The organism is Methylophilus sp. 'Pure River' (assembly GCF_046765995.1).
Taxonomy (GTDB): Bacteria; Pseudomonadota; Gammaproteobacteria; order Burkholderiales; family Methylophilaceae; genus Methylophilus.
In genome coordinates this window covers 176,496-194,425 of sequence record NZ_JBKOUE010000004.1, presented here as the reverse complement: position 1 = coordinate 194,425, position 17,930 = coordinate 176,496, and the positions used below count along the sequence as shown (strand labels likewise).

Here is a 17,930-nt window from a genome sequence, read left to right as displayed (position 1 = left end):
GCCCCGCTTCTAGCTACAACGATGTGTTTGGCTGTTTAAAACTATCCAGCATCAACAAGCCCACCCCGATACAGATAGCACTATCGGCCACATTAAATGCAGGCCAGGCCCATTGCTGCTGGTAATAAAACAGCAAAAAATCGACCACATAGCCCAGCGTTAACCGGTCATACAAATTACCCAAGGCGCCGCCCAATACCAGTGCCAAGCCAAAACAGAACAGCTTTTTTTGTGGATGCTTGACCAGCAGATAGACCATCACGGCCGAAGCCAGCGTAGAAACTGCCGTAAAGAAACCATGCTGCCAGCCACCAGCATCAGCTAAAAAGCTGAAGGCCGCGCCTGTGTTGTGGTAACGCACCAGGTCAAAAAAGCCAGTGACCGGCAAGTGCTCGCCATAGACGAACGCCTGCTGCACCAAATGCTTGCTGTAGAGATCGAGCGCGATCACGATGGCACTCAATATCAACCAAGGCAAAGCCGAACGCAGTTTAAGCATATTTGCGCACTTCACCATTGCCAAACAGGTTGCTTACGCAACGGCCACAAATGGTCGGGTGCGCAGCATCACTGCCAACATCGGCACGGTAATGCCAGCAGCGGTCACATTTCTGATGCACGCTTGGTTTAACCAGGATTTTCTGTGCCGCGGCATCGGCCACTTTGTAAGTCGTCGCGCTGGAGGTAATCATGACAAAGCGCAAATCATCTTCTAGGCTGTTTAATGCCTCAAACGTTTCCGGTGCGACATAAAATTCCAATTCGGCTTGCAATGAAGAGCCAACTTTGCCCTCACCGCGTAACACCTCGATTTCCTTGGCAGCTTGCGCACGCAAGGCAATCACGGTTTGCCAATGTTGCAGTTGGCTGTCACTCAAACCACACTCCGGCAAGCCATACCAGTCCTCTTCAAACACGGTGGCCACGCTATCCAGGCCCAGTGTCTGCCAGATTTCATCGGCAGTGAAACTCAAAATCGGCGCCATCAGACGCATCATGGCATGCGTGATGTGATGCAAGGCACTTTGTGCCGCACGACGCGCATGTGAAGTTTCACCGCTGGTATACAGGCGATCCTTAAGGATATCCAGGTAGAAACCACCTAAATCTTCAGAGCAGAAGCCGACAAACTTTTGCACGGCCAGGTGGAATTCGTATTTATCGTAATCCGCCAGAATGCCTGTTTGCAATTGCTGTGTCAGGTGTAGCGCATAGCGGTCGATTTCCAGCCACTGGTCAACAGGCAGCAGGTCTTTGCTGGCATCAAAATCAGCCAGGTTCGAGAGCAGGAAACGCAAGGTATTACGGATACGGCGATAGCCATCGGCGACACGCTTGAGAATCTCATCACTGATGGTCAGCTCACCAGAATAATCGGTCGACGCCACCCATAAACGCAGAATATCGGCGCCATAAGTATCCATGACTTTTTGTGGCGCGACGACGTTACCTTTGGATTTACTCATTTTATGGCCAGCGCCATCAACCACAAAACCATGCGTCAGCAAGGCCTTGTAAGGCGCAGTGCCGTCAATCGCACAACCGGTCAGCAAGCTGGACTGGAACCAGCCACGGTGCTGGTCTGAGCCCTCGAGGTACAGGTCGGCCACTGGCTGGTGTTCGGCCTCACGCACGTTTGCAGCGGCCGACAAGGTTGGATGTTGCGCAGAACGCACCACGGCATAATGCGTGGCGCCTGAGTCAAACCAGACGTCCAAGGTATCCGTCACTTTTTTATACTGCTCGGCATTCGCTGGCGCATGCTGGGCGAGGAAAGCGGCGCCATCCAGGCTGAACCAGGCCTCTATACCCTGCTGTTCTACCTGCTTGCATACGGTTTCCAGCAAGTGCATGGTTTCTGGATGTGGTTCGCCTGTTTCCTTGTGGACAAAGAAAGGCATAGGTACACCCCAGTTACGCTGGCGTGACACGCACCAGTCTGGGCGATTCTTGATCATGGCTTCCAGGCGCGCACGGCCCCAGCTCGGGAAGAACTGTGTCGCGTCGACTGCTGTATTTGCATGCTCACGCAAGGCTTTGCCATCTGGGCCGACAGAGTTCATGCCGATAAACCACTGGTGCGTCGCCAATTGCATCAGTGGCGTTTTATGACGCCAGCAATGCGGGAAGCTGTGGTTTAAACGCGCAGAGGCCAACAACACGCCATTTTCCTGCAACTTGGCCAGGATGATCTTGTTAGCATCTTGGCGACTCAGGCCGCGGATTTCTACAAATTCAACCAACTCGCTGCTAAAGAATTTGCCATCACCACCAATGAGTACGCGCGGTTTTTCATTAGGGAAATTGGCGCGCATCACCAACCAGTCATCGTTACCATGGGCGGCAGCCGTATGCACCAACCCGGTACCGGCATCGGTCGTCACGTGGTCACCCGTGATCACTGGCACCTGGCGGTTGTCGAACGGATGCTGTAACAGCAAACCACGCAAAGCTTCGCCCTTGCAACTGGCGATGACAGAAGTATTTTCCTCTGCATATCTGGCCAAGGTTTTTTCTGCCAGATCACGCACCAGGATCAGCAAGCCTTTGCTGGTTTGAATCAGGTCATAATCCAGCTCGGCATTCACACTTACCGCCTGGTTGGCAGGTAGCGTCCATGGCGTTGTGGTCCAGATCACGGCATAGGCATCACCATTCACGGCAGAACCAAATGCTTTGCTCAATGCAGCGTTATCTACCACCTTGAAACCGACATCAATCGCAGGTGAATTGACGTCTTCGTATTCCACCTCGGCTTCAGCCAGGGCAGAGCCGCAGTCCACACACCAGTGCACCGGCTTGGAGCCTTGATACAGATAACCATTCTGGTAGATATCACCCAGGGCACGCATGATATCGGCCTCGGTGTTAAATGCCATGGTCAGGTAAGGATGATCCCAGTCACCCAATACGCCCAGGCGGATAAAGTCTTTTTTCTGCTTTTCGACCTGCTCGGCGGCATAGGCACGGCACAATTCACGGAACTTGGCCGGATCAATATTCTTGCCGTGGTTTTTCTCCACCACCAGCTCAATCGGCAGGCCGTGGCAATCCCAGCCCGGCACATAAGGCGCGTCAAAACCACTCATGGTTTTGGCCTTGATAATGATGTCCTTGAGGATTTTATTGACGGCGTGACCAATGTGAATATCACCGTTGGCGTACGGTGGGCCGTCGTGCAGAATAAATGTTGGCGCGCCTTTGCGCTTGGCGCGGATGCGTTCGTACACCTTGCGCTCTTGCCAGCTTTTTAACCAGGCCGGTTCGCGCTTGGACAAGTCACCGCGCATGGGGAAACTGGTTTCAGGTAAATTCAGTTTATATTTTGAATCTTTGGTTTGGTCAGTCATTTAAATATCCAAAAAATCAGCCACAGATTGAGGCTGATCGATGTTCAGCGCTTATCCGTGGCTAAAATATTGTTTTGCCTGCAAGGCATCCAGCGCAATTTGCGCCTTCAATGCATCCAGCCCGGCAAATTTTTGTTCGTCACGCAGTTTATGAAAAAACTGCACATGCACATGCTGATCGTAAAGATCACCATTAAAATCAAACACATGCACTTCAAGCTTGAGTTTGGGGATGCCTTCCAGGGTCGGCCGATTACCCAAATTGGCAACCGCCGGTAAATTGTTCAATTTTACCGCATAAACCCCGGTCAGTGCAGGCCGTTCATGGCGCATATGTACATTGGCTGTCGGGTAACCCAACTGGCGCCCGAGCTTGGCACCATGCACCACCTTGCCACTAATGCTGTACGGGCGATCAAGCAAGGTATGCGCCTTGACCAGTTCGCCTGCCGCCAGCGCATTACGCACCAGCGTGCTGGAGACACGCTCGCCATGTAACTGCACTTCGGGCAGCGGAATCACATTGAAGCCATGTTCGATCAATGTTTGCACGGCGCCTGCACGCTTGGCACCAAAGCAGAAATCCTCACCAACCATGACCACATTGGCATTGAGTTGCTGTCGCAACACCTGCATAAACGTGGCTGGGCTCTGTGCGGCAAACGCCCGATTAAAGCGCTGCACATAGACATGCTGCACACCACACTCGGCAAAATATTCCAATTTTTCGCGCATCGATGCCAAACGAGCAGGCGCGTTTTGCGGCATGAAAAACTCGCGCGGATGTGGCTCAAAGGTCATCACGGCGGGCGTGATTTTGTAGGTTTGCGCATAGGCAACCAGTTGACGCAGCAAGGCCTGGTGCCCCAAATGCATGCCATCAAAATTGCCGATCGCGATCGCTTGCGGCGAAGATGCTGCTGGAATATGGCGAAATATCTGCATTATTTAGCCACCCGTTTCATAAAGTCCCTTGGCCGAAAACCAAGCAGGCCGAGTGCAGCAAAATACACACTCATGCCCAGCACGACGATGCCTGCCAGATGCGCCATGCGGGTCAATGTCGCCATGGCCAACCAATCACCGGACCAGGTCGCCGCCGCATGCAACACCAGTGCCATGACGGTCACCGCCACCAGCAGTTTGAGCAAGAACAACACCCAACCAGCCTGTGGCTGATAGGCGCCGGATTTCTGTAACGTCACCCAAAGCAAGGTCGCGTTCAGACAAGCCCCGAGGCCAACGGCCAGCGCCAATCCAGCATGTTGCAACGAGGTAAACCACAAGAAAGCCACATTCATGATTTGTGTCATGACCAGGGTAAAGATGGCAATTTTAACCGGTGTTTTGACGTTCTGGCGGGCATAAAACCCCGGTGCCAGCACCTTCACCATAATCAGGCCAAGCAGGCTCAGGCTATACGCAATCAATGCGCGCTCGGTTTGCAACACATCCATAGAGGTGAACTTGCCGTAATAAAACAGGCTGGCGACCAGCGGTTTGGAAAGCACAGCCATCGCCACCGCCGCTGGAATGGCGAGCATAAAGGTCAGGCGCAAGCCCCAGTCCAGCAATAATGAAAACTCGACGCTGGATTTATCTACATGCGCCTTGGATAAACTGGGCAACAAAATCGTGCCTAATGCCACGCCCAGTACACCGGTCGGGAACTCCATCAGGCGATCGGCATAATACAGCCAGGACACACTGCCGGTGGGCATAAATGAAGCAAAAATATTATTCAGCACGATGGAAATCTGCGCCACAGACACGCCGAAAATAGCGGGGCCCATCAACTTAAGGATGCGGCGCACGCCCTCATCCTCAAAGTTAAGTGCATAGCGCGGCAACATGCCGATTTCCTGCAGGTAAGGCAACTGATAGAGCAACTGGATAATGCCGCCCACAAACACCGCCCAAGCAAGCACGTAGACGGAATTGTGGAAATGCGGCGCAATAAAAATCGCCGCCGTAATAAAGCTCAAATTAAGCCAGACTGGCGTAAAGGCAGGCACCTGGAATTTGCTGAATGCATTGAGCACCCCACCTGCCATGGATACCAGCGAAATAAACAGGATATAAGGAAAGGTGATACGTAATAATTCAGTGGTCAATGCAAACTTGGCCGGGTCATGCACAAAGCCCGGCGAAGTCAGGCGCACAATCAGCGGCGCCGCCAGCATACCAACAATAGTAATCGCCACCAAAAACAGGCCCAGCAAACTGGCCACATGATTAATCAATGCCTTGGTCGCCTCAGGCGTACGCTGCTTGCGGTACTCGGAAAGGATAGGCACAAAGGCCTGGCTAAATGCGCCCTCGCCAGAAATACGGCGTAACAGGTTGGGGATTTTAAACGCAACAAAAAAGGCATCAGTCGCCATGCCCGCGCCAAAAATACGGGCAATCAGTGTGTCACGGACAAAGCCGAGCAGGCGCGAGATAAACGTCATACCACCTACGGTGGCCAGTGCTTTGAGCAAATTCATAAATGGTGGAAAATACGCGCCTTCATCTATTTTTGGCAGCTTATTGCTCACAGCGAACTGTCAGCAGATTGAAAAGTTGGCCGATTTTACCATGCAGCAACAATCAATCGACTAAATGCGTTTTTAATCTTGCAAAAACAAAGTAAAAACAGTATGATGCACGGTTTCGTATCACACCCCTTTTGAAAGTTACAGGATAAAACGAATATGGCAAATACCGCACAAGCCCGCAAACGCGCGCGCCAATCCGTCAAAGTAAATGCGCACAATGCTGCGTTGCGTTCTACTTTGCGTACTGCGATCAAAAAAGTAATCAAAGCGATTCAAACTGGTGACAAAGCTGCTGCTGTGGCTTCTTACCAAGAAAACGTTAGCGTGATCGACCGTATCGCTGACAAGAAAATCATTCACAAAAACAAAGCTGCTCGTCATAAGAGCCGTTTGACTGCTGCGATCAAAGCATTGTCCGGTGACACACCTGCGACTTTGGCTTCTGTGAAAAAAGCAGCTGCACCTAAAGCCGAAGCGGCACCAGCTAAAAAAGCTGCCAAGCCTCGCGCGAAAAAAGCTGCTGAATAATTTCAGTAGGGGTGCATACTAAAAGAGCCGGACGCATGTCCGGCTTTTTTATTGACTAACATCCGCCACGCTGCAAAAACCAGACACAAAAAAAGCCCGGACATGCCGGGCTTTTTTAACAGTGTCAGTTACTCACCAATATGCAATTCACTGCGCGCCACTTTAGCAGCATTGAGCACAGCTTGCGCGTCCTCACCAATCACTGTGAAATGCCCCATTTTGCGCGCTTTGCGCGGCTCATGCTTGCCGTACAGGTGCATTTTGAGGTTGCCATGCGCAAAGGCTTTGTCCCACGCAGGCTCAACCTGCTTGCCGCTATACAGCCAGCTATCGCCCAAAATATTCACCATGACTGCATTGCTATGCAAATACGGACTGCCTAATGCCTGGCCAGTAATCACACGCACTTGCTGCTCAAACTGGTTAGTCACGCAGGCATCCAGCGTGTAATGTCCAGAGTTATGCGGACGCGGCGCAATTTCATTCACCAGCAACTGGTTGCCGACCACAAAAAACTCCACCCCCAATACACCGACATAATTCAGGCTATTGGCCAGTTTTTTCGCCAGCTCTTGCGCATTGGCTTTAATCACTTCAGAGCAACGTGCAGGCGCGATACTGATATCAAGAATACCGTTCAAGTGGCTATTTTCAGCAGTGGGGAACGCAGCAATATTGCCATGCACATCGCGCGCCAGCACCACGGAGACTTCCAGGTCCAGCGGTAACATTTTTTCCAGCACGCAGGTTTCCTGCTTAAAGCCCTGAAAGGCGGCCACCGCTTGTTCGCGGTTGGCGACACGCGCCTGACCTTTGCCATCGTAACCAAAGCGCGCCACTTTCAGCACCGCCGGGTACATATCACCATCTTCTGGCAAATCGCTTTCAGCCGTCACTGGCACAAACGGCCCAACAGGCAAGCCAGACTCCTTGAAGAACGTTTTTTCCTTGATGCGATGCTGGGCGATCGCCACTGCATCCGCACTCGGATGCACAATGGTCGATTTCGCCAAGGTAGCCAGCGTTTCAGCAGGCACATTTTCAAATTCGGTTGAAATCGCCTGGCAGGTATCAGCCATCACCTTCAAAGCCGCCGCATCGTCGTATGCCGCACATAAATGTATATCGGCAATCATGCCCGCCGGGCTATTCTTGTCAGGATCCAGCACCGTCACCTTGTAGCCCATTTCATGCGCTGCAATGACGAAAAAACGGCCAAGCTGGCCGCCGCCCAGCATACCCAACATAGCAGAAGGTTGAATTACGGATGATGTCATGGTTTTTCGCTCAACTCCATTGCATGAACTTTTTCAGCTTGTTTTTTGCGGAAAGTCGCCAGCTTCTCAGCCAAGGCCGCATCCTGGTTAGCCAACATCGCAACCGCAAACAAACCTGCATTCGCTGCGCCCGCATCACCAATGGCAAACGTGGCCACCGGGATACCCTTAGGCATCTGCACGATAGACAGTAGCGAGTCTTGCCCTTGCAGGTGCTTGGAAGGCACAGGCACGCCCAATACCGGCAAAGTCGTTTTCGCAGCGACCATGCCGGGCAAGTGCGCAGCACCACCGGCACCGGCAATAATCACCTGGAAACCATTGCTTGCAGCAGATTCCGCAAACTGGAACATCAGGTCTGGCGTGCGATGTGCAGACACCACGCGCGCTTCGTAAGCGACACCAAAATCAGCCAGCATTTGCGCGGCGTTTTTCATGACCGGCCAATCGCTGTCCGACCCCATAATAATGGCTACCAAAGGTTTACTCATCACGTTGCCTTGTCACTCTCTTTGTCTTGTTGGCAATTAAACCAATACCAGATTATCTCTGTGTATCAACTCTTTTTCTTCTACATAGCCCAGTACACTTTCAATCTCGTTGCTGGGTTTACGCTTAATTCTGCGCACTTCATTAGCATTGTAATTGACTATGCCTCGCGCCCACTCTTTCCCTTGTGCATCCACACAGGCGACCACATCACCGCGCTCAAACTGGCCCAATACGTCGACCACGCCAATCGGCAGCAAACTCTTGCCATCTTTGCTCAGCACACTGACAGCACCATCATCCAGCACCAGTTTGCCACCCACACGCAAATGATCAGCCAGCCACTGCTTCTTCGCCAGCGTTTTCATTTTGCCTGCTTTTAGATGTGTGCCTATGGCCTCACCCAGGCTTAAACGCATCAACACCTCTGGCTCACGGCCAGAAGCAATCACGGTATGCGCGCCGCTATTGGCCGCACGCTTGGCCGCCAGGATCTTGGTCAACATGCCACCGGTGCCCACGGCACTGCCGGCGCCACCCGCCATGCTTTCCAGCTCGGGATTACCAGCGGTTTCAAAATTGATAAACACCGCATTGGGGTCTTTGCGCGGATCAGCAGAATACAGGCCTTGCTGGTCGGTGAGGATAATCAGCGCATCGGCTTCAATCAGGTTGGCGACGAGCGCGCCAAGGGTATCATTATCACCAAAGCGAATTTCTTCGGTGACCACCGTATCATTTTCATTGATGATGGGAATGACGTTTAAATCGAGCAAGGTACGCAAGGTTGTGCGCGCATTCAGGTAACGCTTACGGTCGGCCAGGTCCTCATGCGTCAGCAACAATTGCGCCGTGTGCAAACCATGTTGCGCAAAACATTGCTCATACATCTGCACCAGGCCCATTTGCCCCACAGCGGCCGCAGCTTGCAGCTCATTCACTTCTACCGGACGTTTTTTCCAACCCAGTCGCTGCATGCCCTCAGCGACCGCACCGCTAGATACCAGCACCACTTGCTTGCCTTGTTTGACCAGCGCACTGATTTGTTGTGCCCAGGCCGCAATCGCAGTCTTATCCAGGCCCTGGCCATTATTGGTCACCAGACTGGAGCCGACCTTCACAATCAGGGTTTTGCTGTCTTGTATGAGTGAAACGCCCATAAAACTTATTCTGTCGCTGGCTGCGGTTGTGCTGCTTCTAGTTCGCGCTGCGCACGCACTTGTTCAATATGGTCCATGATGGCGTACGTCAGCGTCTGGCAGCCGATGCCACTGATTGCCGAAATCGGGAACACTGGACCATCCCAGCCATAGGCTTTGACAAAGTCAGCCACTTTCTGCGCACTGTCTTCCAGCATGTCAATTTTATTCAGCACCAGCCAGCGCGGTTTATCGTAAAGTTCCTGGTCGTATTTTTTCAGTTCATTCACGATGGCTTTGGCTTCCTGCACCGGATCAACCGCATCATCAAACGGCGCCAGATCAACCAAATGCAATAGCAAAGAAGTACGCTGCAAATGACGCAAGAACTGATGGCCCAGGCCAGCCCCTTCAGCCGCACCTTCAATCAGGCCAGGCACATCGGCAATGACGAAGCTGCGGTTGCTGTCGACACGCACCACGCCCAGGTTCGGATGCAGCGTGGTAAATGGATAATCGGCCACCTTTGGTTTAGCCGCAGAGACTGAGCGGATAAAGGTAGATTTACCGGCGTTAGGCATGCCAAGCAAGCCGACGTCCGCCAAGACTTTCAACTCCAGATACAGCTCGAATGCCTCACCTGGGTCACCTTTAGTACACTGACGCGGGGAACGGTTGGTACTGGTTTTAAAGTGGATATTACCCAGGCCGCCATTGCCGCCTTTGGCCATCATCACTTTTTGGCCATCCGCACTCAAGTCCACCATCATCTGCCCGGTGGCTTTATCGCTGATAGTCGTGCCGACGGGCACGCGCAGGATCATGTCATCGCCACCTTTGCCGTAGCAATCGGAACCGCTGCCATTCTCACCGCGTTGTGCTTTAAAAGTACGCGTATAGCGGTAATCCACCAGCGTATTGATATTACGGTCAGCCACGACGAAGATAGAACCGCCGCGACCACCGTCACCACCGTTGGGGCCACCCATAGGCTCGTACTTTTCACGGCGGAACGTGGCAACGCCGTTGCCACCGTCACCGGCGTAAACTTTGATAGTAGCTTCGTCAATAAACTTCATGATTCAATTTGCCTTTTAAGCGCATGGCTGCGTTATGGTGAACAAGGCTGCATGCAATCTGCGAACTATAAAGTAAAAAGCCCCGTCAAGCGACAGGGCTTTTTACATAAAACTTTGATTAAACCGCTTCGATGCTCACGGTATGACGCTTCAACGCGCCTTTGATTGCAAATTTAACTTTGCCTTCTACCAATGCATACAGTGTGTGGTCTTTGCCCATGCCGACGTTTTCGCCAGCGTGCATTCTAGTACCACGTTGGCGAACGATGATGCTGCCAGCGTTAACTACTGTTTCACCGAAAGCTTTAACGCCCAGGCGTTTGGCTTGTGAGTCGCGACCGTTACGTGAACTACCGCCTGCTTTTTTGTGTGCCATGTTTGATTCCTTATTCTAGCAATCTGCTCTACTCAAGCAGAACGTGCTTATTTTGCTGAAATAGTGTCGATTTGAATTTCTGTGTAGCTCTGACGATGACCTTGAGTCTTGCGGTAGTGCTTACGACGACGCATTTTGAAAATCATCACCTTGTCACCACGGCCGTGTGATACCACGGTAGCACTCACTTTAGCACCAGCAACCAAAGGTGCACCAATCGTGGTTGACTCGCCGTTAGCAATCAACAACACTTTGTCGATTACAACAGTAGAACCAACGTCACCAACCAATTTTTCTACTTTTAATTTGTCACCAGCGGCTACTTTGTACTGTTTGCCACCTGTTTTAATCACTGCGTACATAATGATGCCTTAAACGTCGCCTTTTAAAGAACCCGCAATTATACGCAATTTATTGCAGAATGCAAATATATTTGCGCATGTTTTTCATGTCCAGCCAGACCGCCGGTTTGACTGCCTTTTTTGCCGCCAAAAGCGCTATTTTACAGCGTATCGCCAGGGACGGATACTGCCATTGGTGTAATACCGATAGACCGCAAATACACACTCCAGCAATTCGGCAGACAGCTGCGTATCCTCGCCCGCCGCCGTGCGTAGCGAAACCACGCGGTACATCGGCTGCATTTCAATATTATTCAAGGAGCTTAACGGTTGAAAGTGTACGCAGGCAAGTGGATGGTCCTGCTGCAACAAGTGTACGTTAAACATGTCCGTGACCCGCAGTTGCAAGGCCTGGCCGTCATGCAGGGTCAATGCATAGTGTTTTTTATTCTGTTGCGTCACGCTTTTTACTGCTGACGCCAGCAATTCTGAGACTTGCATCACTCGCCTTTTTAACAAAAGTCGCAGCTTATCGCTGCCAGGCATTGCCGAACAGCCACAGTTTCGATTAAATTAACCATATCAGATTAGAGACTTAACGGCGGCAGGACCAGTTGTGAAAAAATACGAAATCATCGCCGAAGAAATCGCCAGCGCGATTCAGCAAGGCCTGCTCAAACGCGGCGATAAACTGCCTTCCATCCGCCAGATACAGACCAGCAAGCAGGTCAACGCGTCTACCGTATTTCAGGCTTATTATCTATTAGAAGCACGCGGCCTGATTGTGACGCGCCCGCGCTCCGGCTATTACGTCGCCGGGCCGCTGCGTAGCGAACGCCTGTTACCGCACACTGCCAGTGACGAAGGCACACCGACCACGCTGCAAGTCAGCGACTTGGTATTCAACCTGCTCGAGCGCATCAAAGACCCGCAGCAGATTCCGTTCGGCTCAGCCTTTCCCAGCCCACTGTTATTTCCGCTGTCAAAACTTGCAGATCATATGGCCAGCACCGTGCGCCGCATGCAACCACAGGATACGGTGAGCGACATTGGCCAGGGCGATATTGCGCTGCGGCGCCAGATTGCCTTACGCTACCAACTGGATGGCAAGCCTACTGACCTCAGCGATATTGTGATTACCAATGGCGCACTGGAGGCGCTTAACCTGTGCCTGGCCGCCGTGACCCAGCCTGGCGATAGCGTCATTATCGAATCGCCCAGTTTTTATGCGGCTTTACAGGCCATTGAGCGCATGGGTTTGCGCGCGATTGAGGTGCCCAGCCACCCCGAGCAAGGCATAGACCTGGCGGCATTGGAGCGCGCTATTATTCAGCACCAACCCAAAGCTTGCTGGCTGATGACCAACTTCCAGAACCCGACCGGCAGCCTGATGCCAGAGCAAAAAAAGCAGGCCTTGGTCGAGTTGATCACGCGCTATCAATTACCCATGATAGAAGACGATGTGTACCGCGAATTATATTTTGGCAAACAGCGTCCGCTACCTGCCAACACCTGGGATAAAGAAGGCTGGGTGATGCATTGCAGCTCTTTTTCCAAAGCGCTGGCACCGGGATACCGCGTCGGCTGGGTATCCGCCGGGCGCTTTGCCGAAAAAATCACCCGCTTAAAAATATCCACCACCCTGGCCACCTCAATACCAGCACAACTGGCATTAGCGAGCTACCTGGCCAAAGGCGGCTATGACAAACACTTGCGGCAGCTGCGACACCAACTCATGTTGCAGCAATTACAATTCTCGCAAGCCATCCACCAGCACCTGCCGCCACAAGTACGTTTTACCTTGCCGCAAGGCGGCTATTTCTTATGGCTACAGTTGCCAGATCAACGCGATAGCTTGCAGCTGTTTCAACAAGCGATTGCCGAAAATATCAGTCTCGCTCCCGGCCATATGTTTTCGTCACAACAGCAATACGCCAGCTATATCCGGCTCAATTACGGGCATACCGTCAATCACGTGCATTTGCAGGCCATTGAACGCCTGGGACGATTGATCAAGCAGGCATGAATATCGCACATCTGATATGGTTTTTTAAAAAAAAACTGAATCTGTTTTAAATCCACCTTCTCTTTTACACTGCATTCGTCTTATTAATACCGAGTGCTTGTATGACATCTTCACGCAGTAAACCTGTGATCCCGATTGTGGCAGCCCCTGTCGCCGGGCAGACTATTTCGCTTTACCAGAAAACACCCAAGGTGTATCCACGCTCAGTCAGCGGTTATTTCAAAAACTGGCGCTGGCTGATGATATGGCTGACACAATTAGTGTTTTACGGCATGCCCTGGCTGCAATACGGTGGCCGTCAGGCACTGTTGCTGGATATTGATACCCATCGCTTTTACCTGTTTGGCTTGGTGATTTTTCCGCAGGATTTGTTTTATCTGGCACTGCTACTGATCATCAGCGCCCTGGGCCTGTTTCTATTTACGGCGGTGGCGGGCCGCCTCTGGTGCGGCTTCTCCTGCCCACAGTCGGTATATACCGAGATCTTTTTGTGGATGGAGCGCACGATAGAAGGTGACCGCATGGCCAGGCAAAAACTGGATAGCCAACCCTGGGGGATACGCAAAACCGGCATTAAAGTGAGCAAGCACTCCGCCTGGCTGGCTTTCTCCCTGGTCACTGGCTTTACCTTTGTCGGCTACTTCACACCGATACGCGAATTATTCAGCGACATGGTGCAATGGCAAATGGGCGGCTGGTCTTGTTTCTGGCTAGGGTTTTACGGACTGGCTACCTATGGCAATGCCGGTTTTTTGCGCGAACAAGTGTGCAAACACATGTGCCCCTATGCGCGTTTTCAAAGCGCGATGTTTGATAATCACACCTTGATTGTGGCCTATGACAGTGCGCGCGGCGAACCACGTGGTGGCCGCAGTAAAAACCAGGACTACCAGGCTGATGGATTAGGGTCGTGTATAGACTGCAATATCTGCGTGCAGGTCTGCCCGGTCGGCATCGATATCCGCAATGGTTTGCAATATGAATGCATCAGTTGCGGCCTGTGTATCGACGCTTGCAATGACGTCATGGACAAAATGCAGTACCCACGCGACCTGATCCGTTTTTCGGCGGCGGGCCTGAGCGGGCAACACAAACTGCGGCAGCATTTATTACGCCCACGCGTGTTGATTTATAGCGGATTGTTTGTATTGATGACTGCCTGGTTAGGCTACGGGCTGTTGCATAAACCGGATTTCAAAGTCGATATCATGCGTGACCGCAATATCATGTACCGCGAAACCGGCCATGGCATTGAAAACCCTTACCAGTTGCACCTGACCAATGCGACCGAACACAATCAGCGTTATCAGGTACGTGCCAGCGGCATAGACGGCTTGCGTGTGGAAAGTGAGCAGACACTCACAGCAGCCCCGACTGAGGAAATATTAGTGCCATTGAGTTTGTCAGTGCCTGCGAGCGATCTGCAAGGCAGCCATCGCATCCAGATTGAGGTAACAGCGCTCTCGAATGGCGAGCAAGTATCTACCAATAGCACCTTCTACCTGCCCTGATACTTACCCTACCCCTTGCCCGTGTACCTGGCTGGTAAACGCTTTCCTAACCAGCCAGATCCAGTACACGGGTCTTTTTCTGTGACAGCATTTTCAACAGTAATTTGTAGCCATCAAGGTCAAACTTGAGCGCTGTGTTTTGCTCGCGCAATGCCTGCAAACTGTCGTCGTCCACCGCCACGCCCACATACACCCAGTGCTCAAACACATGAATCTGGCGCAGGTCATTCTCTAGGTTATATTCTTCAATGCCGATCTTGCCGCGATACGGCCAGGCTTTGAGCTTATGCGCCATCAGTGCCTGCTGCACACGCAAGGCGTGCATCTCGGCCGTCTCCTGCCCGCAACACACGCCTTTACAGCGTTTGAGCTGATAAGCAACACACGGCCCGTCACGCCCGGTTTCCAGGCCCAGGGTTTTGGCACATAAATGGCTGAGGTCGGCAATTTTACGCAACGTCTCAACGGCTTGCCGCTTGCTTCTAAACGTGCCAAACAAATGATCCATCTGGCTGGGGTCAATCTCATCTTCATTGACCAGCCTGAGCATAGGTTGTGCACCCGCCACTAACTGCCAGCTGCACAACTGGCGCTCGCGACGCAATTGCCGGTTATAAATAGGCATACGCTCTTTCACCAGGCGCGACTCCAGTAACAGGGCACTCAATTCGCCCGCGGCTGGGATCCACTCAAAGCGCTTCATTTCCTGTGTCATACGCATCTCTTTGCTGGAGGCGTGGTCACTACTGAAATGCGATAGCACGCGGGCGCGCACATTCACGCTTTTACCTATATATAAAGGTAAGTCGTTCTCGCCATAAAACAGGTAAACGCCTGGCGCCTCGGGCAACTCGCCAACCAGGCTGGCATCAATATGCGGCGGCAAGGTGGGTGCCGCCATGAGTTTGAGCGCCGCGGCTTGCACGACCTCTGCGCCCAGGTCTCGCCTGGCATCATTGAGCATGATCAGTATCGCTTCAACGTCCCCCATGGCGCGATGACGTGCCAGGCCGGTGATCTGGTGACGCGCGACAATCGCATCTATGCCATGACTGTAATGCTGCGGGTATAACAGGCGCGAGAGCTTGACTGTACACAGCACCGGTTGCCGCAACGTGATGCCCAGCCGCTTGAATTCAGTTTTTAAAAAGCCATGATCAAAACGCACATTATGCGCAGCCAGCACCGAGCCCTCCAAAAACGCTAACAGCTTATCTGCCACCTCAGCAAACAGGGGTGCATCGGCCACCATGCTATCGTTAATACCGGTCAATGATTGAATAAATGGCGGGATGGGCTGTTGCGGGTTGACCAAGGTTTGCCAGCGCAGGGTTTCCACGCCATGATCAAAGCGTACCAGCGCAATTTCGGTGATACGGTCACGTAAAGGGGTAGCCCCGGTGGTTTCGAGGTCAAGAAAAGTAACGGATGGCAACATGACGCAAAAGGCTTTCTACTGCACAGCTATCAGGCGGGAAAACCTGCTCATTTTAGCGCATTTTCATCTATTCTCTGCCATGCCAACAAATGGCTATTCCCCGCCTCCCAGCAGGGTCTTTCACCTTGCGATTGGCTATAAACAACCACTTTTATCACTGAATGTCTCATATCTTATATAAAACCAGTGTTTCTCCTACAAAACAGCTATAGACACTCACCCCGATTGATGCTGTAATGATTAATGATTCCTATTAATGACAATATAATTTTTTAAGCTCATGCCTAACCTCTATCTGGAAAACCAATTGTGCTTTTCGCTCTACTCGGCAACCCATGCCTTGTTGCGCTCTTACAAGCCCGATCTGGACAAACTGAACCTGACTTATCCGCAATATCTGGTATTGGTTGCACTATGGCAATACAAACAGCTGTCCATTAAACAAATCGCCGAAAAACTGATGCTGGAACCAGCTACCATTACACCGGTAGTCAAACGCCTGGAAGTGAAAAAACTGACCAAACGCACACGCCAGAAAGATGATGAGCGCGTGGTGATTGTCAGCCTGACCGAAGAAGGCCAGGCCTTGCGCAACAAACTGTCAGATGTTCAAAAACGTGTGGCCTGTGACACCGGGCTCAACAACACTGCGTTTGACACGCTGAATCAAACGCTGAACACCCTGACCAAGAATGTAACGTCTAAAATCCCGGACTAGCCGTAGGTCGCCCGTACCACTCGCGCAGCAGCCAGGCTCTGCCAGATAAAAGAAATGTAGTGCTTAATGTTTGTACATTTCTTTTGTCGCCGGCAGCAATCTTCAAACACCTTCATAGCATCCATTGCACGATAACAATATTTGCCATTGGCAAAGCAATACCCAGGCTATCAGCAGACAAATAAACACGGGCTGTGATGCTGATATCACAGCCCGTGTTTATTTAAAGCTTTGTGACAAACAACTTAATCCGGCATATTCAATTGCCGCATAAATGCCTGAAAAGACCCTTTGGTCGCATGCAAAGCCTGCAACTTGCTGACAGACTCATCCAAAGCATCACTCATCACTTCCAGCGCGTCTTCATCCAGCCGCAAACTCATGGCACCAATCTCAAGCTCTATCGTGCGGTGTGTTTCACAATAATGCACACGAAAACCGGCCTGGCCGGACAACAGAATTTTCTTACACATACTTTCCTCACTCATACTCAACCCCTAAATATGGTTGTGTTTATATTGCCACTGACGTTGCGGCCTGCTCATGTTCGTTCACCAGCAAAGTCCATTGCACACACATGCGGCGCGATACACTACAAATCAGGTCTGAATCTGCATACTCCGGCGCAGTCAGTGTTTCGGCCAGGCGCAAGGCCTGCTTCGCCAGGTCATAGGTTGGCTTTTTGATATACAAGGTCGCCACATACAACAGTGACGCCATCACTGATTCAGCATCAGGCAAACTGGGGTCGTAACGCATCGCGTGGATATTCATCGCATTCATGGCCATCTCTCTTTCAAATACTCATTTCGATTTCAGTCTGCATCACAATCCGGGCCGCTGCCTTGCGTAGCATTTCGTTGATGACGATAAAGCTGTCGGCCTCAAATTTAAGTGTGGTACCGCCGACCTCAAGCTCCACCGTGTCTGAAGACTGGTGATAAAGCACTTTGCAGGCGGTTTTTCCAGCCAGCATGGTTTTTCCAACCACCGTATGACGTTTCATCATGACTCTCCTTGGCTAAACTTTTTTCAAATGATAATAATTATCATTTACATAGTCAAGTGAAATTACATCACAAGCTATAGAGGTTTGAAAGAAGCCCCTTTTTTCAGCC

At 51.6% G+C, this 17,930-nt stretch carries 19 protein-coding genes; 4 read left to right on the top strand and 15 right to left on the bottom strand.

Annotation, left to right across the window (positions count from 1 at the left end; all coding sequences use genetic code 11):
• Positions 1-13: 13 nt before the first annotated feature.
• The 4 genes from lspA to murJ are packed head-to-tail and all read right to left on the bottom strand — an operon-like array spanning position 14 to position 5,839.
• Positions 14-499 (bottom strand): signal peptidase II, encoded by a 486-nt coding sequence (gene lspA, locus ACIDE9_RS06320; RefSeq protein ID WP_411993562.1) that lies wholly within the window; start codon positions 497-499, stop codon positions 14-16.
• Entirely contained in the window at positions 492-3,350 is a 2,859-nt protein-coding gene (gene ileS / locus ACIDE9_RS06315) for an isoleucine--tRNA ligase (RefSeq protein ID WP_411993560.1), read from the bottom strand. The genes lspA and ileS overlap by 8 nt, the downstream gene beginning before the upstream one ends.
• A gap of 51 nt (positions 3,351-3,401) precedes the next feature.
• A complete protein-coding gene (locus ACIDE9_RS06310) occupies positions 3,402-4,295 on the bottom strand; it encodes a bifunctional riboflavin kinase/FAD synthetase (RefSeq protein ID WP_411993558.1) in 894 nt (297 codons plus the stop codon).
• Positions 4,295-5,839 (bottom strand): murein biosynthesis integral membrane protein MurJ, encoded by a 1,545-nt coding sequence (murJ, locus tag ACIDE9_RS06305; RefSeq protein WP_411993725.1) that lies wholly within the window; start codon positions 5,837-5,839, stop codon positions 4,295-4,297. Before murJ ends, ACIDE9_RS06310 begins: the two co-directional genes overlap by 1 nt.
• 207 nt (positions 5,840-6,046) lie before the next feature.
• Here murJ and rpsT point away from each other — a divergent pair, with 207 nt between their 5' ends.
• Complete coding sequence (rpsT, locus tag ACIDE9_RS06300) at positions 6,047-6,418, top strand: 30S ribosomal protein S20 (protein WP_019881458.1); 372 nt, start codon at positions 6,047-6,049, stop codon at positions 6,416-6,418.
• A gap of 128 nt (positions 6,419-6,546) precedes the next feature.
• Here the strand turns inward: rpsT and ACIDE9_RS06295 are convergent, their stop codons facing one another.
• From ACIDE9_RS06295 to ACIDE9_RS06265, 7 genes are all read right to left on the bottom strand, one after another.
• Positions 6,547-7,695 carry a 5-(carboxyamino)imidazole ribonucleotide synthase gene (locus tag ACIDE9_RS06295; RefSeq protein ID WP_411993555.1) on the bottom strand — a complete coding sequence of 383 codons (1,149 nt, stop codon included), beginning with the start codon at positions 7,693-7,695 and terminating at the stop codon, positions 6,547-6,549.
• Positions 7,692-8,186, bottom strand: a complete 495-nt coding sequence (gene purE, locus ACIDE9_RS06290; RefSeq protein ID WP_194752912.1) for a 5-(carboxyamino)imidazole ribonucleotide mutase — start codon at positions 8,184-8,186, stop codon at positions 7,692-7,694. The genes ACIDE9_RS06295 and purE overlap by 4 nt, the downstream gene beginning before the upstream one ends.
• A gap of 36 nt (positions 8,187-8,222) precedes the next feature.
• A complete protein-coding gene (gene proB / locus ACIDE9_RS06285) occupies positions 8,223-9,344 on the bottom strand; it encodes a glutamate 5-kinase (protein ID WP_194752911.1) in 1,122 nt (373 codons plus the stop codon).
• A gap of 5 nt (positions 9,345-9,349) precedes the next feature.
• On the bottom strand, positions 9,350-10,402 hold the full coding sequence (gene cgtA, locus ACIDE9_RS06280) for an Obg family GTPase CgtA (protein ID WP_194752910.1): 1,053 nt from the start codon (positions 10,400-10,402) through the stop codon (positions 9,350-9,352).
• A gap of 118 nt (positions 10,403-10,520) precedes the next feature.
• Complete coding sequence (gene rpmA, locus ACIDE9_RS06275) at positions 10,521-10,778, bottom strand: 50S ribosomal protein L27 (protein WP_019881453.1); 258 nt, start codon at positions 10,776-10,778, stop codon at positions 10,521-10,523.
• A gap of 47 nt (positions 10,779-10,825) precedes the next feature.
• A complete protein-coding gene (gene rplU, locus ACIDE9_RS06270; RefSeq protein ID WP_019881452.1) occupies positions 10,826-11,140 on the bottom strand; it encodes a 50S ribosomal protein L21 in 315 nt (104 codons plus the stop codon).
• Between the two features lie 135 nt (positions 11,141-11,275).
• Positions 11,276-11,620 (bottom strand): hypothetical protein, encoded by a 345-nt coding sequence (locus tag ACIDE9_RS06265; protein ID WP_194752909.1) that lies wholly within the window; start codon positions 11,618-11,620, stop codon positions 11,276-11,278.
• 115 nt (positions 11,621-11,735) lie between these two features.
• Here ACIDE9_RS06265 and ACIDE9_RS06260 point away from each other — a divergent pair, with 115 nt between their 5' ends.
• Positions 11,736-13,145: a PLP-dependent aminotransferase family protein gene (locus ACIDE9_RS06260; RefSeq protein WP_194752908.1), complete on the top strand. Its 1,410-nt coding sequence runs from the start codon at positions 11,736-11,738 to the stop codon at positions 13,143-13,145.
• Between the two features lie 101 nt (positions 13,146-13,246).
• The gene (ccoG, locus tag ACIDE9_RS06255) at positions 13,247-14,656 is read left to right on the top strand and encodes a cytochrome c oxidase accessory protein CcoG (RefSeq protein WP_411993551.1); all 1,410 of its coding nucleotides are present in this window, start codon (positions 13,247-13,249) and stop codon (positions 14,654-14,656) included.
• Between the two features lie 46 nt (positions 14,657-14,702).
• On the opposite strand, the gene ACIDE9_RS06250 is transcribed toward ccoG, so the two are convergent.
• Positions 14,703-16,094: an exonuclease domain-containing protein gene (locus tag ACIDE9_RS06250; RefSeq protein ID WP_411993549.1), complete on the bottom strand. Its 1,392-nt coding sequence runs from the start codon at positions 16,092-16,094 to the stop codon at positions 14,703-14,705.
• Between the two features lie 280 nt (positions 16,095-16,374).
• Here ACIDE9_RS06250 and ACIDE9_RS06245 point away from each other — a divergent pair, with 280 nt between their 5' ends.
• Positions 16,375-16,812 carry a MarR family winged helix-turn-helix transcriptional regulator gene (locus ACIDE9_RS06245; protein WP_411993547.1) on the top strand — a complete coding sequence of 146 codons (438 nt, stop codon included), beginning with the start codon at positions 16,375-16,377 and terminating at the stop codon, positions 16,810-16,812.
• A gap of 245 nt (positions 16,813-17,057) precedes the next feature.
• Here ACIDE9_RS06245 and ACIDE9_RS06240 read toward each other — a convergent pair whose 3' ends face one another.
• Genes ACIDE9_RS06240 through ACIDE9_RS06230 form a run of 3 tightly spaced genes read right to left on the bottom strand, consistent with a single transcriptional unit; the run spans position 17,058 to position 17,821 of the window.
• Positions 17,058-17,285: a hypothetical protein gene (locus ACIDE9_RS06240; RefSeq protein ID WP_228519697.1), complete on the bottom strand. Its 228-nt coding sequence runs from the start codon at positions 17,283-17,285 to the stop codon at positions 17,058-17,060.
• A gap of 40 nt (positions 17,286-17,325) precedes the next feature.
• Complete coding sequence (locus tag ACIDE9_RS06235; protein WP_194740502.1) at positions 17,326-17,595, bottom strand: hypothetical protein; 270 nt, start codon at positions 17,593-17,595, stop codon at positions 17,326-17,328.
• Positions 17,596-17,608: 13 nt separating this feature from the next.
• A complete protein-coding gene (locus ACIDE9_RS06230; RefSeq protein WP_228519696.1) occupies positions 17,609-17,821 on the bottom strand; it encodes a hypothetical protein in 213 nt (70 codons plus the stop codon).
• Positions 17,822-17,930 lie beyond the last annotated feature (109 nt).

Coding starts and splice junctions, on each gene's coding strand:
- lspA (WP_411993562.1), bottom strand. CDS start 499: ATGCTTAAACTGCGTTCGGCTTTGCCTTGGTTGATATTGAGTGCCATC.
- ileS (WP_411993560.1), bottom strand. CDS start 3,350: ATGACTGACCAAACCAAAGATTCAAAATATAAACTGAATTTACCTGAA.
- ACIDE9_RS06310 (WP_411993558.1), bottom strand. CDS start 4,295: ATGCAGATATTTCGCCATATTCCAGCAGCATCTTCGCCGCAAGCGATC.
- murJ (WP_411993725.1), bottom strand. CDS start 5,839: ATGAATTTGCTCAAAGCACTGGCCACCGTAGGTGGTATGACGTTTATC.
- rpsT (WP_019881458.1), top strand. CDS start 6,047: ATGGCAAATACCGCACAAGCCCGCAAACGCGCGCGCCAATCCGTCAAA.
- ACIDE9_RS06295 (WP_411993555.1), bottom strand. CDS start 7,695: ATGACATCATCCGTAATTCAACCTTCTGCTATGTTGGGTATGCTGGGC.
- purE (WP_194752912.1), bottom strand. CDS start 8,186: ATGAGTAAACCTTTGGTAGCCATTATTATGGGGTCGGACAGCGATTGG.
- proB (WP_194752911.1), bottom strand. CDS start 9,344: ATGGGCGTTTCACTCATACAAGACAGCAAAACCCTGATTGTGAAGGTC.
- cgtA (WP_194752910.1), bottom strand. CDS start 10,402: ATGAAGTTTATTGACGAAGCTACTATCAAAGTTTACGCCGGTGACGGT.
- rpmA (WP_019881453.1), bottom strand. CDS start 10,778: ATGGCACACAAAAAAGCAGGCGGTAGTTCACGTAACGGTCGCGACTCA.
- rplU (WP_019881452.1), bottom strand. CDS start 11,140: ATGTACGCAGTGATTAAAACAGGTGGCAAACAGTACAAAGTAGCCGCT.
- ACIDE9_RS06265 (WP_194752909.1), bottom strand. CDS start 11,620: ATGCAAGTCTCAGAATTGCTGGCGTCAGCAGTAAAAAGCGTGACGCAA.
- ccoG (WP_411993551.1), top strand. CDS start 13,247: ATGACATCTTCACGCAGTAAACCTGTGATCCCGATTGTGGCAGCCCCT.
- ACIDE9_RS06250 (WP_411993549.1), bottom strand. CDS start 16,094: ATGTTGCCATCCGTTACTTTTCTTGACCTCGAAACCACCGGGGCTACC.
- ACIDE9_RS06245 (WP_411993547.1), top strand. CDS start 16,375: ATGCCTAACCTCTATCTGGAAAACCAATTGTGCTTTTCGCTCTACTCG.
- ACIDE9_RS06240 (WP_228519697.1), bottom strand. CDS start 17,285: ATGTGTAAGAAAATTCTGTTGTCCGGCCAGGCCGGTTTTCGTGTGCAT.
- ACIDE9_RS06235 (WP_194740502.1), bottom strand. CDS start 17,595: ATGAATGCGATGAATATCCACGCGATGCGTTACGACCCCAGTTTGCCT.
- ACIDE9_RS06230 (WP_228519696.1), bottom strand. CDS start 17,821: ATGATGAAACGTCATACGGTGGTTGGAAAAACCATGCTGGCTGGAAAA.